General features: G+C 62.7%; 6 protein-coding genes. 1 reads left to right on the top strand and 5 read right to left on the bottom strand.

Going from position 1 to position 15,301, the window contains the following annotated elements:
- Positions 1-21: 21 nt before the first annotated feature.
- The 3 genes from BLT65_RS05945 to BLT65_RS05935 all read right to left on the bottom strand — a co-directional run bounded on the left by BLT65_RS05945 (position 22) and on the right by BLT65_RS05935 (position 12,067).
- Positions 22-273 carry a hypothetical protein gene (locus BLT65_RS05945; protein ID WP_091775880.1) on the bottom strand — a complete coding sequence of 84 codons (252 nt, stop codon included), beginning with the start codon at positions 271-273 and terminating at the stop codon, positions 22-24.
- Positions 270-9,494 carry a hemagglutinin repeat-containing protein gene (locus BLT65_RS05940; protein WP_244186427.1) on the bottom strand — a complete coding sequence of 3,075 codons (9,225 nt, stop codon included), beginning with the start codon at positions 9,492-9,494 and terminating at the stop codon, positions 270-272. The genes BLT65_RS05945 and BLT65_RS05940 overlap by 4 nt, the downstream gene beginning before the upstream one ends.
- A gap of 230 nt (positions 9,495-9,724) precedes the next feature.
- Positions 9,725-12,067 (bottom strand): TonB-dependent receptor, encoded by a 2,343-nt coding sequence (locus BLT65_RS05935; protein WP_091775877.1) that lies wholly within the window; start codon positions 12,065-12,067, stop codon positions 9,725-9,727.
- Positions 12,068-12,479: 412 nt separating this feature from the next.
- Between BLT65_RS05935 and BLT65_RS05930 the strand changes: the two genes are divergently transcribed.
- Positions 12,480-13,427, top strand: a complete 948-nt coding sequence (locus tag BLT65_RS05930) for a histidine kinase (RefSeq protein ID WP_091775874.1) — start codon at positions 12,480-12,482, stop codon at positions 13,425-13,427.
- Here the strand turns inward: BLT65_RS05930 and BLT65_RS05925 are convergent.
- On the bottom strand, positions 13,367-14,083 hold the full coding sequence (locus tag BLT65_RS05925; RefSeq protein ID WP_042311796.1) for a response regulator transcription factor: 717 nt from the start codon (positions 14,081-14,083) through the stop codon (positions 13,367-13,369). The two genes, BLT65_RS05930 and BLT65_RS05925, sit on opposite strands and share 61 nt — an antisense overlap.
- Positions 14,080-15,297, bottom strand: coding sequence for a pyrroloquinoline quinone biosynthesis protein PqqE (gene pqqE / locus BLT65_RS05920; RefSeq protein WP_091775871.1), 1,218 nt, complete (start codon positions 15,295-15,297; stop codon positions 14,080-14,082). Before pqqE ends, BLT65_RS05925 begins: the two co-directional genes overlap by 4 nt.
- Positions 15,298-15,301 lie beyond the last annotated feature (4 nt).

The raw sequence follows: 15,301 nt of genomic DNA, 5'->3' as shown, positions 1-15,301 counted from the left end.
TCAAGAAGCAGTGATGCTCAATTACCAGCCGATACGCTTGCGGTCGTAGAGCCAAATTCCTAGGCCGGATACGATGGTCGCGAACGGAACAAGCTTGCACCACGCGTAGATGCGTGACATGGACGGCCAAAGGTAGCCGTCGTAGTCGTGCAACCAAGCAATAAATGGAAGCCAAACGAGCTCGATGACCACTCCGCAAAGTGAATAGGTAATAAAGAAGGTCAGCACATAGCTGACAAAAGCCCTGATGCTTCGGGAGCGACGTGTGTTCATTTTTTCTTCGGAGTTAAGTTGGGGACGGCATTTACACCCGCGCTCGTCGATTCTGATGAGATCGCACCCGCCATAGTTCCGGCAATCGAAGGGATTGCGCTCGGCGGAACGTACTTCGACACGCCGTTACCAATATCAACCCATTCTGCCCTGTACCAAGGATTCACACGGTTGCCTATGGTGCTCTCTACCTTTCCACCAATGCCGTAACCCGTAAGTGTTCCAGCAGCAGCGCCAGCCATGCTCATGTTCGGGTTGTCGCCTTTGATTGCGGAGCCAGCGAGCGCACCGCCTGCGTTTATCAAAAGACCCGGAAGCAACCCAGTTCCGAAAGTCAGAGCGCCGGTTATCCCGGCCATTGCCGTATCGACCACGCTGATCTGTCCATTGTTGAAAACATATTGAGCGCCTGTATTCACACCAGCGCCTATTCCTCCACCCGTAAGCATTCCCGCCGCCGATGGAATCCCGCCAGCCACCACACCGCCCAAAGCGATCATGCCCGCGCCCGCGATAGCTGTGCTTACCGGATTGTTCTTGACATTGTTCTTCACCATGTCGTTGTACGTGACGCCCTTGTCAAGTTGACCCTGTCCAGCGTCATACGCTTGCTGATTGCTCGAAATGTACTGGCTGTTGTAGTTGTGGCTGGCGTACTGCGGATCGTTCTTGTAACCATCGCAGTTGAGGTTCTGACAGCCAATAATCGCGCGCACATCGTAGTCGTGTACGCCGCCCGAGGCGTCGGCCGTCTGCTTGTCCGAGTTGCGCAGCATCTCGGCAACGATGCGGCCTTCCGCTTCCTGTTCGCTGATGCCAAGTTGCTGTGCGACAATCTTCGCGTCTTTCTTCGCAAGCGCATACTGGTCGACGTGCAACTGCCGGTTGTAACGGTCAACGTTATAACCGGAGAACGCGCCCGCACCGCCGCCCACCGCCGCGCCCGCGCCAGTAGCAATCGCGTTCGCCACGATGTTGCCGAGTGCTTCGTTCATGCCTGCGTTGCCGGTCGGGTTTGAACCGGCTATCGCGCCGCTCAGTTCGTTCAGCTTGCCCGCAGCAATCGACGCAATGCCTGCACCAGCGGCGCCGCCGAGCGCATTCCCGCCGGCGAGACCCGCGACGAGCGCTCCGCCTGCCGCCTGCATTTCCGCGCGCGCCGTCCCGCCTTCCTTCCACGCGTCCATACCTGCCTGATCGCCCGCATCCTTCGCTTCCTTATATTTCGAATCGGCGAAGTCGCCGACGCGCCGCGAAACGGCTTCACCCGCCGCGCTCGCCGCCGCCATCATGTCGGCCTGGTTGTTCAGCAGGTTGTTCACGTCCGGCAGCTTCGCGACCGTGCCGTTTGTATTCGACGTGTCGCGATTCAGGCTCGCCACGTCCTGCGTCTGATGCGCGCTGTCCGTGACGTTGATCGTGCCCGCGCTGATACCGCTGCGCGTGGTGGCGCTATCGCTGCCGCTGTCGTTCTGGCTCAACATCGGCGCACCGCCGCCCGCATTCTTGCCGGACGTGGGGCCATGCGTGCTGTAGTTCGAACCGCCGTCGCCCGTCGTTGCGCCTGCGCTGAACCCGCTCGAATGCGCGTTGTAGCTGGACTGGTTCTGTATGTCGGAGTACGTCAGCGTACCCGTCGACAGGTTATTCTTCGACGCGTCCGCATCGCTCGCGATGATCGCGCCTTTCAGGTCCGTGTTCCCCTTGACGTTGACGTTGAATCCGCCGTCGCCCGCGTGGATGCCTGCCTGTTCATTCACGCCCGCATAGTTGCCGCTCGCGTTACCGTGCTGCGAACTGAAACTCGCGCTGCCGCCGCCCTGACTGATGCTGAATCCACCGCCCATGCTTTCCTGATGCGCGTTGCTCGCCATCGTGTCCTGGACGCTCGCGATGTTCAGGTTGCCGCCGACATCGGCATTCACCTGAGCGCCGTTCACGTTCGCGCCGATGATGTTCGTATCGCCGCCCGAAATGATGGTCGCGGTGTTCGCCGCCGTGACATGGGTATTGTTCTGCATCGTCGCGTCGCTGTTCGCGTTGCCGTGCGCCTTCGAAGCTGACGCGTCCACGCCGAATCCCTGCGTGCCATACGACACGCCCACGCTCGCGCTGCTCGACTGGTTCGTGCTGCGCGTCGAATCGGTGTCGGTCGTGTTGACAAGATTGACCTGGTTTTTCGCGGCAAGAATCACATCGTTCGCGTTCACGTTCGAACCCGTAATCGTGACATTGCCGCTCCCGGCCTGACCGTTGCCTGTCGCGACGAATGCGGCCGTGCCACCAGCTGTCACACTCGAACCCCGGTTCGTCGTACTGTCCTCCGTGTACGTGCTCTTGCTATGGCTGCTGCCGTAACTGAGTTCGATCTTGGCGGACGGTGTCTGACCGTTTGCGAGTTGACCCAACGCCGCACCTGCTGCGCCAAGCGAATCGACTGCGCCGCTGGCCGCTGCCATACCGTGCAGCGCTGCCGCACGGTCGTCCTGACTGCGACTTGCCGCGCGCGCCTGGTCAACCGTGTTCGAAACGGCGTCGATCACAGGAGCCTTGATCGCGAGCGTGAAGCCGCTTTGCTTGACCTCGTGCGTCTCGTCGTGGTGCATCGTGTCGAGCGCCGAATCAATCGTCACATTCGCGCCCGTGCCCGTTACGTTTTTCGCCGCAACCAGGTCGCTGCCCGTGACGTGCAGATCGTTGCCCGCGACGATGTTCAGGCTGCCGTTGAGCGAACCGACCGTGCTGCCGTTGTTCTTCATCGTCGCGTCATGGGTCGTATCCGTCTGCGTCTTGCTGCCGACCGATATGCCAATACCGCCGCCTGTGCCGAGGCCCGACTCGTGCTTCTGGTAGTAGCTGGACGCGTTCTTCGTATCCTGCGACGTGGTGATGTTGACGTTTCCGGCCGCATTCAGGGACACGTCGTTCGTTCCCGCGACAGTCGAGCCTTTGACGGTCAGATCCTTACCCGCGCTGACGTTCACCGTATCGGCCGACACCGTACTGCCGACCCCGATGTTGGCCTGCGTGTCCTGCATCTGGTTCGTCGTCGAGCCATGCACGAAACTGCCGCGCTTGAACTCGACGGCCGAATAGCTGGCGTGTTCCTCGCGTGCCTCGTTGATATCGACGTTGCCCGTGGCCGCAATGTTCGCCGCGCCCGTACCCGCCGAGAGGGACGAACCCGAGAGCGTCACGTTACCTTTCGACGCATCCGCACTGAGCGCAGCGAGTGTGCCGTCGCCGCCCGCGCTGAACGACGTTCCCACCGCCTGCTCGTCGTAGCTGCGAACTTCACCGCTACGGGTCTTGTCGCCGCGCGTGACATCGTCACGGCTGGCCGTGTTCGTCACCGTTGTCGCCGTCAGGTTGCCGCCTGCCACAACCGCCATATCGCCGCCGGCACTGACAGACGCGCCCCTGAACGTCATGTCGTTGCCGCTTTGCATCGCGAGACTGCCGCCTGCACTGATGCCGCCCGTCTGGTTCAGCGTCGTATCGGCGTGCATGAAGTTGTCGGCGTTCTTCGTGACCGACTGCGACGTGTGCGACTCGACCGTGTCGACGTTGATATCGTGGCCCGCTGCAATCTGCGCATTGCCGCCCGCCGCGATGCTCGCACCATGCACGTTCAGGTCGTTACCCGCCACGATCACCATGTCACCCGTCGACGCAATCGTGCCTTGCGCGCCGATCAGCGTCTGGGTCACCTTGCTGTTGCCCGCCGTCGAACTCACGCCTACCGTATCGACGAGCGTCGTATTGAGGATATCGTGACCCGCAAGCACGGCAACCCGGTTGCCCGTGATGCGGCCCGATGCGTTCACGACATCGTTGGACGCCGAGAGCACGGTCGTGCCGTTGCCGGTGCTGCTGCCAATCGAGCCACCGCGATTGACGATGTTCGTTGCGCTGATGACAGTCTGCGTGCCGCCCTTGATGACGCCCGAGTTGGTCGCGCTGCCCGTCGCGTGAATCTCGACATCGTCGGCGGAAATCAGTGCGCCCGTCGGTTGCAGGTCGTTCGCGTGCGTGTGAGCGAGATAGACGACAGGCGCGAGCACGTTCTGCGTGCTGCCGTCCGGCAACGTCACGGTCTGGTTCACCATCCACACGATATCGCTCGTAAGCGCGTCCATCTGCGCGGCCGTCAGCGTCATGCCGGGTTCCAGGCTGAATTCCTTCGCGACATTCACGCCGTTGTCCATCAGCGCGCGATACTCGTCCTCGTTGTTCGTATAGCCTTGCAGGTACACGCGGCCCGTCAGTTGGGTAATCTGGTTGCGGATCAGCGTCGTCTCATACAGCCCGTCACCGAGGCGCTTCTCGACCGTCGACGGGTCGTAGCCGAGTTGCCTGAGCATGTAGTCGCTCGAAATGAAGCTCGTGTAGCTGGTCAGGCGCGCATCGGTTGCGATCAGATACGCCGCGCCAGGTGCCGTGTTGAACGTGTAGAGGCCGCTTTTGGGCAATGCGATATTCAGCGAACCTGTCGGCCCCGTGACCGATTGCGGCGCGTTGATGGTCTGCGTCTGTCCTGTCGCGAGATTCACGGTCTGTGCGCCGCCGCCCGTGATGCCGGCCACCGTTCCGTTCGCGCCGAGCGTGCCGCCCGTTGCGCCCGTGGCCGAGTTCGCCGCCGTGACGTTCGTATTATTGATGTCGGTTGCGTTGATCTGCACCGCGTTGTTCGCGATGATCGTGCCGCCCAGGCCACCGATGGCGACCGGCGTCAGGATAACCGTGGGCTGGACCACCGAACCCACGTCGCGCGAAATGTCCTCGTTCCACGCATAGGTTGAGACGATGTCCTGCTTCTGGTACTGGTACAGCGTCTGTCCGGTATTGTTGACGGTCGTCCCGCCATAGCTGCCGCTCTCCACGCCGCCGTCCGCCTGGCTGCTGCCGATCTGGATCGAGCCGCCCGCGCCGATGGCGCTAAAGCTGTTGTTCAGCGTGCCGACATTGGCGAGCACCATGTTGCCGCCCGCCATGATCTGCGCCTGTTGCGCCTGTGGTCCTGCGACCTGGTCCTGCTGCGTCGTGGTCGTCGTGTCACGCGCGGATTCAATGCGCTGGTAGTGGTGGTGCGCCTGGTTATCGCCGGGGTACTCGGTTGCGGGGTCGTAGTTGACGTGCGGATCGTAGTCGTCCCAATAGGCGACCGTGACCGTGCCGTCACCGTTTGTCGTGAGTGAGTTGTAGTAGATGGTCTGCTGCTGACCGTTGACATTCACGACAAGCACGCGGTCTACCGCATTCGGGCCGCTGGCGGTCGACACGACATCGGCATTGCTGAACATGGCGTTTAGTGGGTTCTTGTAGCCGTTGTCCCACATGTCCTGCGTGCAATAGCCCTTGTCGCCATTGGTCGGCGTGCAGGCCATGTACTTGTCGCGTTTGGTCTGGTGGACGGTCTCGACATCGGTCGTTACCGTGTCGACGGCAGGAGCGGGGCGCGTGTTGGTCAGCGTCTGCGTCGCGATTTCGATGTTGCCCTGGGCGTCGATGGTCGACTGGTCGTTCGTCACCGAGTTCGCGCGGTTCGCGAGCAGCCCGTTGCCGTCGCGCGTGGCGTCGGCCACGATGTTGATGTCGCCGAGGCTGAATACGTTCGCGCCGCCCGTGATTGAGATATCGGAGCCGTACAGGTTGACGGCCAATGCTGCGGCAATGGCTGCCGCCGCGCCCGTGTTCGCAATGGAACCTGCGTTCAATGTGACCGTGTTACCAACGATCGTCGCGATGTTCGAGAGCGACGCGCTGCGTGTCGTGACGCTCTCGCCTTCGATGCGGCCCGCGTTCGTGATCGCGTTGGCGGCGTTGACCGTCGTGTTCGCAGAGTTGATATCCGCGCCCGCCTGGTTATCGACGTTCGCCGCGTTGACCGTCAGTGCATTCACTGCGCCAAGCGTGCCCTGGTTTGTGAAGCTGCCCGCCGTTGTGAAGGTGAGGTTGTTGTTCGCCTGAATCCGGTTTGCGCCCGTCAGCGTGTAGTCGCCGTTAACGGTGACCGTACCGTCGTTGCCCGCGAGAATCCGGCCGTCGCCCGTGAGCGTGCCTGCCGTGACGTTCAGGTTCTGGTCGCTGCCGATTGCGCCGTTCTGGTTCGCAAGTGCGCCCGTGGTGATACCGATACCCCCGCCGCTGCCCGTATCGTTGCCGATGCGTCCGTTAGTGTTGTCTAGCGTCGACGTGTTGAGCGTGACCGCGCCGTTACCGTGGATCGAGCCGCCCGCGTTGATGACGGCTGCGTTCGGGCCGTTGAGCGTGACGTTGTTCGCACCCGAGAGTGTCGCGTTCGTGTTGTCGCCAAGCTGCGCGACGTTCAGCGTCAGGTCATGGCCCGCGACGAGTTGCGCGCCATTCGTGTTCGACAGCGTCTGCGCACTGACCGTGACATCGCCGTTGCCGCCGTTCGTGCCCGCGCCCGCGACACCGCCCGTATTGCTGTTCGTGATGCCGCTGGCGCTGATCGTCGTCGCGCCGGAACCCGTGTTTGCGACGCGCCCGTTCGTATTGTCGAGCGTCGCGCCGGTGACGGCGAGTGTTGCGTCTGTGCCATCGGCCTGGATCTGTGCGCCCGTGTTGTCGATTGCGCCTTGCGCCGACACCGTCGCGCTGCCCGTGCCCTGGATCATGCCCGCACGGTTGCCGAGCGTGCTGCCGGACGTGACGGATACCGCACCGCCCGCCGTGACCATGCCGCCCGAGTTATCGACGCTGCCGCCCGCGACCGATACGCCACCATTGCCGCCAATCAGGCCGTTCTGCGTGTTCGTGACCGTGCCCGTCGCCGTGACGCTCGTCGCGCCCGTGCCACCGTTCGCGATTGAACCGCCGCCGTTGGCGACCGACTGCGCGGACATCGCGAGCGTATCGTCCGCCTGGATCGTGCCGCCCGCGTTATTGAGTGCGCCCGCGTCCGTGACCGACACCGTCCGCGCACCGATGTAGCCCGCACTGTTATCGAGCGATGCAACCAGCAGCGTCGCGCCTGTCTGCGCCGCGAGCGTGCCGCCGCGATTCGATACCGCGCCCGCACGCACGTCGAGCGCGCCGTTCGTCGCAATTGTTCCGCCGTTGTTCGACAGCGCGCCCGTTGCAACCGACAGCGTTCCCGTCCCAGCGCTGACAATCGTCCCGTTGTCGTTCGTGAGCGCGACGGGGTCGAGTGTGAGACTGTCGGCATTGGTCTGGAGCGTGCCGCCCGTATTGTCGAGCGTGCCGGTTACATCGACGGTCGTCGAGGCCGTGCCTGTCTGCGTGATGCTGCCGTTGTGGTTGACGAGGTTCGCCGCGCGCAGCGTGAACTGATCGGCCTGTGTCGTGCCCTGACTGTTGTCGAACGTCGCCGCCGTGATGGATGCCGCGTTGCCTGCCGCAATGGTGTTCGTGTTCGCGAGCGTCGTACCGGCTGACAGCGTCGCGTTGCCGTTCGCCGCGAGCGTGCCGCTGTTGAACAGGGTCTGCACAGCCGTCGCAATCAGGTTCTGGACGGCCGCAATCGAACCTGCGTTCGCGATCTGTCCGGCCTGCAACGCAACGTTCCCATTGCCGCCGATGCTGCCGCTCGCGCCGTTGTTCAGCAGACCGCTCACCGAGAGACTCAGGCCGTCCGAATTGAGCGACGCAATGTGACCGCCCGTGTTGTCAACCGAACCCGCGTGCAGCGTCTGAGCGCCTGCCGCCTGAATCGTGCCGCCCTGGTTCGAGACAGCGCCCGTGACAGCTGTAGTCAGCGTCGAGTCAGAATCAATCTGCCCGCTGCGGTTCGACAGTGCGCCCGCCGTGATAGTCTGCGCGCCGCCCGACGACATCGCGCCGCTATCGTTCATGAGCGTGCCGGTTGCGCTCGCGTTGAGCGTCGTGCCTGCAATCGTGGTCGCGTCGGAGAGATTCAGGTCGCCGCTGTTTGCCGCGAACGTTAGCGCGCCTTTGGCAGAAGTGTTGCTGTTCGCCAGATCTAGCGATGCGCCACTTACATTCGCGTTGCCACCCGCCGCATTGCGGCCCGTCGCCGTGATCGTGCCGATAGCCGATACCGACAGGTCGCCCGCGTTGGCAATTGTACCGTCGCCATTGACGCCCGCGCCAAGCGTGCCCGACGATGCGACACTGCCCGCGTTGATGCTAGTGTTCTGCTGCGCGGCGAGTGTGCCGCTATTGTTGAGCGCGCCCGATGTGTTCGTACTGACGCTTTGCTGCGCGTAAGTCGTGCCGCTGTTGTCGATGCCATCGCGCGCGCTCACCATGATATTGCCGCTTGCGTTCGTCTGACCGGCCAGCACCAGCTTGCCCTGTGTCGTCAGGATCAGGTCGCCTGCCTGCGCCGCCAGCACGCCCTTGTTCGACACGCCGACACCGTTCTCCGTACCGACGAGCACAATGCGATTTGCATACATGCCGCCAAGGCCGCTCACGTCGATGGAGACACCTGGCGCGGGGCCGCTGCCCGCGATTGTCGTTGCAGCAAGCGTGCCGTAATCGACAGCATTCGCGCCCGTCACGACGTTCAAGTTCTTTGCATAGATCGCGGCATTGGCCTGCACGGCGCGCGCGAGCAGATCGACCTGATTGACATTCGAACCGTTGAACCCCGCGCCCTGCACGGTGATGTTCCCGCCCGACACGTCAAGACCCGCGAGCGATCCGTCGGCCGCGAAGTTGGGCGTGCCTGTGGTGAGTGTCGCGCGCGACGTGTTGATGAAACCGCCGCCGTCGACAAGCAACCCGTTCGGATTCGCGACGATAACCTGCGCGCTCTTGCCCGCGACTTCCAGATACCCGCGCAACTGCGAAGGCGAACTGCTGTTGACCTGATTGACGATCACGCGCGCCGCATCGTTTGGCCCGAAATTCGGATTGCCGTTGATGTAGCCCGCCTGCTGCGTATTGACGATCGTGGGCGAGTTGTTCAGGATCGCGCCGTTCTTCTGAACGTCGAACTGGTTGTAGGTGTTCATCGACACGCCCGAACCAGCGGGCTTGTTGATGTTGACCTGTGGAATACCGTTCTGCGTCGTGACAACGCCAGGCGCGTGCGTGCCGCCCGGTACGATCTGCGCGGACGCCATGATCGGCGAGAGAGCAAGCAGCGCGGACAGCGCAAGCTGGCCCAACGACAGACATATCGCCAGCGCACGCGATGCGCGGCCCGTCGCGCGTGTTTCTCCTGCCTTGCCCGCGGCTGTGGCGGTTTCCTCGACGGCGACAAGCATTCCTCTGAACCGGCTAAATACGAGCCGATATGCCTTCTGATTCACTTTATTCGTTTTGCTTATTATTGGGGTCGTAAAAATACCGTGAATCCCGCCGAAAATCCGTTGATAACTGTCAAGGTGAGAACGAAAACAACAGAACCAGGTAAATCAGTCTTATCTGATTGCGGGCGAAAAAAAGCCCGCTGGCAGCGGGCAGAAAAACCGGTAAGCAATCCAGCGAAACGCATTCACTTCCACGCATACCTCAACCCAACCCACACCCCACGCGGGGCGCCGATCCCAAGAAACTGCTCATTGGTGACGCCGCCCGGATCGAACGTATGGTTCGGTCCGTTGAAGAAGTTCTCACCGAGAATCGCAAAGTTCGCATAGTGCTTGTTCAGCAGATTCTTGACGGTCGCAAACACCTGAAGCTGCTTCGTCACGTTATACGTGGTGTCGAGATCGATCAGGAAATAGCCGGCAACCGTGCCATTCACATCCTGATTGTTCTCGTCGCCGCGCGCGTAGATGCTGCCGCGATACGTGAGGTTCGTGCCGATATTCCACGCCGCGAACGGCGTGTAGTCGATGCGCAGCTTCACCGTGTTCTGCGGAATGCCGGGAATATGGTCGCCGGGCTTCACGGTGATGTTGCCGTTCGCGTCCGCGCTCGAATTGCTCGCGCTGCTCTCGGTCCACGTCGACTGATACGTCGCGTCGATATAGCTATAGCTCGCGCTCACGCCGACCGGACCATACTTCGTGCGGCCCGCGACTTCGAAGCCTTGCCGGCGCGTCTTGCCGACGTTCTGAAAGAACCCGAGCGAGCTCGCTGCGCCATTGCTGCTGATGAACTGGATATCGTCGTCGAGCGTCGTTCGATAGAGCGCAGCGCTCCACGTCGTATTGCTGCCGATGCGCCCGCGCGCGCCGATTTCGAATGTCTTCGAAATGACGGGCTTCAGCGACGGGTCCGCAATGAAGTCGTTCGGCAGCGAGCAGGGCGCATCCGGGTCCGCGCACGCCAGTTCGATCGATGTCGGCGAGCGCATGCCTTCGTTGTACGTGAAGTACGCGGTGAGCGTATCGGTCGGATTGTAAGTGATGCCGACAGCCGGATTGAAACGCGAGAACACATGACGTCCATCCAGTAGCGGCTGCACGCCGCTCTCGTCGCCGATCGTCGTGCGGGACCAGTTGTAGCGGCCCGCGAACGTCAACGCCCATTGTTCGGTGAACGAGAACGTGTCGGTGAAATAGACGCCGTAGGTTTCGTTGCGCGTCTTCGCATCCGTCGTCGATACGAACGGACCGGTGCCGATCGTCGCGCGCGTGTCGGTGAACGTCGCGTCTTGCGAGGATTGCGTGAAGTGCGAGTTCGCCAGATCGGCGGCGACGCCGAGCGTCAGTTCATTGCGCTTGCCGAACAGGTTCTGCAACAGCGCCAGTTGCAGGCTGCCGCCATAGCTCTGGGTGAACACTGTTGACTGCACGTTGGTGGCGGGCGGTGCATCGTCGGGGTCATCGGGATCGAAGTCGTCGTTCACGTTGCTGCTGACGTTCTTGTTGCGATAGTGGCGATAGTAGAGCGTGCCGCTCAACTGCACATTGGGCGTGAAATAGTGCTCGCCCGCAATCGTCAGATAGCCGACCGTGTTGTTGTTCTGATCGGGAAACGTGTACGCCTGTTTTCGGTTGTCGAGAAACGAGCGCGGAATCGTCTGCGAGCCGTCGAGTGTGTTGTCCGCGCCGCCGCCGGAGATCGACAGCGTCGTGTCGGCATCGTGATAGCGCAGCTTGCCGAAAGCCTGGCGCAAGCGGCTGCCGTTGTGATCGGCCCAGCCGTCGTCGTTGGCGGCGTTGGCGGTGAAGTAGTAGTCGAGGTTGCTGCCTATCACACCGCCTTGCTGGATCTGCGCGCTCTTGCGCCCAAACGATCCGCCGCTGATCTCCGCTTCGCCCCCCGGAGAATTACTGCCGTTCTTCGTCGTGATCGCGATCGCGCCGCCGAGCGTGTTGAGGCCGAAGGTCGGATTGGAGCCAGGAATCAGCTGGATCGTATCGATCGCGGCCTGCGGTATCAGGTCCCAGTTGACGACGTCGCCAAACGGCTCGTTGATGCGCACGCCGTCCATGAACACCGACAGCCCTTGCGGCGTGCCGAGCAGCGGCGAAGCCGTGAAGCCGCGATAGCTGATGTCCATCTGCGACGGGTTGCCCTGTGCGTCGTTGATGTCGACGCTCTGCAGATTAGTCGCGAAGTAGTCGGTGAGCGTGTTCGGATGCTGCTGGTCGATCTCCCGGCCGCGGATCGTCTGCACGTTGGCGGGCACCAGTTCGATCGCGGTGCCGATGCCGATCAGCGGCGTGGTCCCGATCACGAGAATCGACGGCATTTCGGCTTCCTGCGTCGTGTTCTGCGCGGTCTGCTGCACGTCGGCGGACGGTGTATCGGCGGGCGGCGGCGCGGCCTCCTGTGACCAGGCTGCCGCGCACAGACTGGCCAGCGCGCTGCTGAACATCAGTTGGAAAGCGCGCTTGCGAGGGTGCAGACGGACGCGTCGTGATTTGCGCCGTGAGGGTTTCATCGTTGTTGTCTCCAGCAGTTTGTTTTAGCCTTGTTTTGACGGCGCTTTCGCGAGCGGCGCATGCCTGTCTCTGTGTCGCTTCGCCGTTGATTGAAGCGTCGCATATCAAAGGCGCGTCATGCCCGGGAAGCTTTCCCGATTCTTTCGGGAGGCCTTCCCAAACCTGCAAAAAGCAACACGAAATGCACCCATTCGGTGAGTAGAATGAGTGACCGCTCCCATCGATACGCTCATGCCCGAAGCTCTCTCCTCAGCCAGACCGGCAGACCCCACGCCGGACCAGCGGCAAGCAGCAGACAGTCGCGCGGATGCATCGGGCGCGGCAGACCCCTCGCGCGCGCCGCAGCGGCCCGCGGCGGGTAAAAGCGCGGCCCGCGCCACAGAGTCGCGCTCGGTCGCGTGGCGCGACTTCATGTGCGTCGTCGTGCTGACGGTGATCGTCGGCGCGCTGTGCTCGACCTTCGATGTCTCCGAGATCGCATACCGCTGGAGCCGCCGCGCCGAGCGCTATCAGCTCGACGAGTTGCCCGTCACGCTGTTCGTGCTCGCGGCGGGGCTGGCCTGGTTCTCGTGGCGGCGCTATCGGGATTCGCAGAAGGAATTGCGGCGCCGCCGCGCGGCGGAAGAGGAAGCCGCGCGGCTGCTCGCCGAAAACCGGCGGCTCGCGAGCCAGGGCATCGAAGCGCAGGAGGCCGAGCGCCGTCATCTCGCGCGCGAACTGCATGACGAACTGGGGCAATACCTGAACGCGATCGCACTCGATGCCGCGCGGATTCGCGACCTGTCGACGCAAAACGACGAGGTGCATCGCGCGTCGCTCGCCGTGATGCAAAGCGCGGGCTTCGTGTATCGGCAGATTGGCGGGATGATCCGCAAGCTGCGGCCCATCGGTCTCGACGAACTTGGCCTGCCGAGCGCGCTCGAACATTGTGTGGAAGGCTGGCGCGAACGGCTGCCCGACGCGTCGTTCAAGCTGACCATCGACGGCGACTTCGACGGCTTCACCGATGCGCTCAACATCACGCTCTACCGGTTCGTGCAGGAAGCGCTGACGAACGTTTCGAAGTTCGCGCGCGAATCGAATGTCGAAATTTATCTGGTGAGAGCGCCTGCCAGCCGCGAGCGGGTTGAAGAGATCGTCGTCACGGTCGCCGACGACGGCCCCGGCGTCGACCTGTCGAAGCCGCGCATCGGGTTAGGGTTGATCGGCATGCGTGAGCGCGTTGAAGCGCTGGGCGGCGAGTTTCATGTTGCGAGCGAGCCGGCGCGCGGCTTTCTGCTTTGCGCGCGCGTGCCGGCTCAGCTCGGGCTGCCAGAGCCGAGCGCTTCCATCGATCCCGCTGAACCGAAAAGCTCGTGAGGCGCGGCAAGCTCGGAGAACTGCAAACCGAGGCGCTGCGCGATCTGCACGAGTTGGACGCCGTTGTTCGCGCCGAACTTCTGCCGGATCGCGGACTGATGATTGGCGATCGTCTTCTGGCTCAGGCCGAGCCTTTCCGCGATCACGGGCAGCGTAAAGCCTTGCACGAGCAGGCGCAGCACTTCGAACTCGCGCGCGGATAGCTGCCGTCCGGGCGGTCCTTCGCTGAACATCGTCCGTAGCGCGAGCGCGTGCGAGACATCGGCGCTCAGATAACGCACGCGCCGCGCGACCGCGCGCACCGCTTCGACGAGTACATCGGGCGCGCTCGCTTTCGTCACATAACCGCAGGCGCCGGCATCGAATGCACGACGCACGAAGAGCGTCTCTTCATGCACGCTGAAAATCAGCACGCGCGCTTCCGGCTCTCTCGCGAGCATGCGCCGCATCGCTTCGATCCCGCTCGCGCCAGGCAATGCGAGATCCATCACGACGACATCCGGCTGCAACGCGCAGAAGCGCTGATAAGCCTGCGTCGCATCGGCAGCTTCGCCGGCGACGCGCACATCGGGGCTTAGTTCGAGCAGCCTTCGGTAGCCTTCGCGCACGACGGCATGATCGTCGACGAGAAGCACGGAAATAGCGGGCGTCGTCATGATCGCGTTCTCTCGGTATGAGGCATCGCTGTCATCTCGCGCGCGTCGGCGCTGAGGCGTTTCGAGTTCGCGTCGTTGCGGAACGTGACGGGCTGTTCGTTCGGCGCAAGCGTCGCCGGACGTTGGGCCGCATCGCGCACCACGCGCACGACCTGCTCGTGATGCGGAGACTTGTCGCAGACGGGATCGGCGTTGGCGGCGTCGAGCGTCAACAGATACGCCTGGCACCGGCAGCCGCCGAGGTCGTTGGTTTTCTCGTCGCAGCTTCGGCAAGGCTCCTTCATCCATTCGAAGCCGCGAAAGCGGTTGAACGCGTCGCTGTCGTACCAGATGTGCTCGAGCGGCGTGTCCTTCACGTTCGGAAACGTGAGGCCAGGCAGCGAGCGCGCCGAATGGCAGGGCAGCGCGGCGCCATCGGGCGCGACGCCGAGAAACACCGAGCCCCAGCCGTTCATGCAGCGCTTGGGCCGTGTTTCGAAGTAATCGGGCACGACGAAGAAAATCTTGCAGCGGTTGCCGATCTCCTTCCGGTAACGTTCGACGACGGCTTCCGCTTCTTGCAGCTGTTCGGCAGTCGGCATCAGTTGCGCGCGGTTCGCGTGCGCCCAGCCGTAGTACTGCGTGTTCGCAAGCTCAAGATATTCGGCGCCCATCGCCAGCGCCATGTCGATGATCTTGTCGACATGCGGCAGGTTGTAGCGATGCAGCACGCAGTTGAGCACCATCGGAAAGCCATGCGCCTTGATCGAGCGCGCGACGCGGTTCTTCAGGTCGAAGGTGCGCGTGCTGCTGAGGAAGTCGTTGAGTTCCTGGGTCGAGTCCTGAAACGACAGTTGAATGTGATCGAGCCCATTGGCCTTCAGCGTGTCGAGCCGCGCATCCGTCAGCCCGACACCCGACGTGATGAGGTTCGTATAGAAGCCGAGGCTGTGTGCTTCGGCGACGAGTTCTTCGAGATCGTCGCGCATCAGCGGCTCGCCGCCGGAGAAACCCAGTTGCGCGGCGCCGAGTTTGCGCCCCTGTCGCAAGACGTCGATCCATTGCGCGGTGCTCAGCTCGTCGCGATGGCTCGTGTAGTCGACGGGGTTGTAGCAGAACGCGCAATGCAGCGGGCAACGATAGGTCAGTTCCGCCAGCAGCCATAACGGCGGACCCACGCCGTTGCGCGCGGCTTGTTGCGCGTGCTCCTGTGCGGGTGTCGAGAGGTCGGTCATGCTG

This window comes from Paraburkholderia steynii (genome assembly GCF_900100565.1).
Taxonomy (GTDB): domain Bacteria; phylum Pseudomonadota; class Gammaproteobacteria; order Burkholderiales; family Burkholderiaceae; genus Paraburkholderia; species Paraburkholderia terrae.
This window is presented reverse-complemented; position numbering and strand designations above follow the sequence as displayed.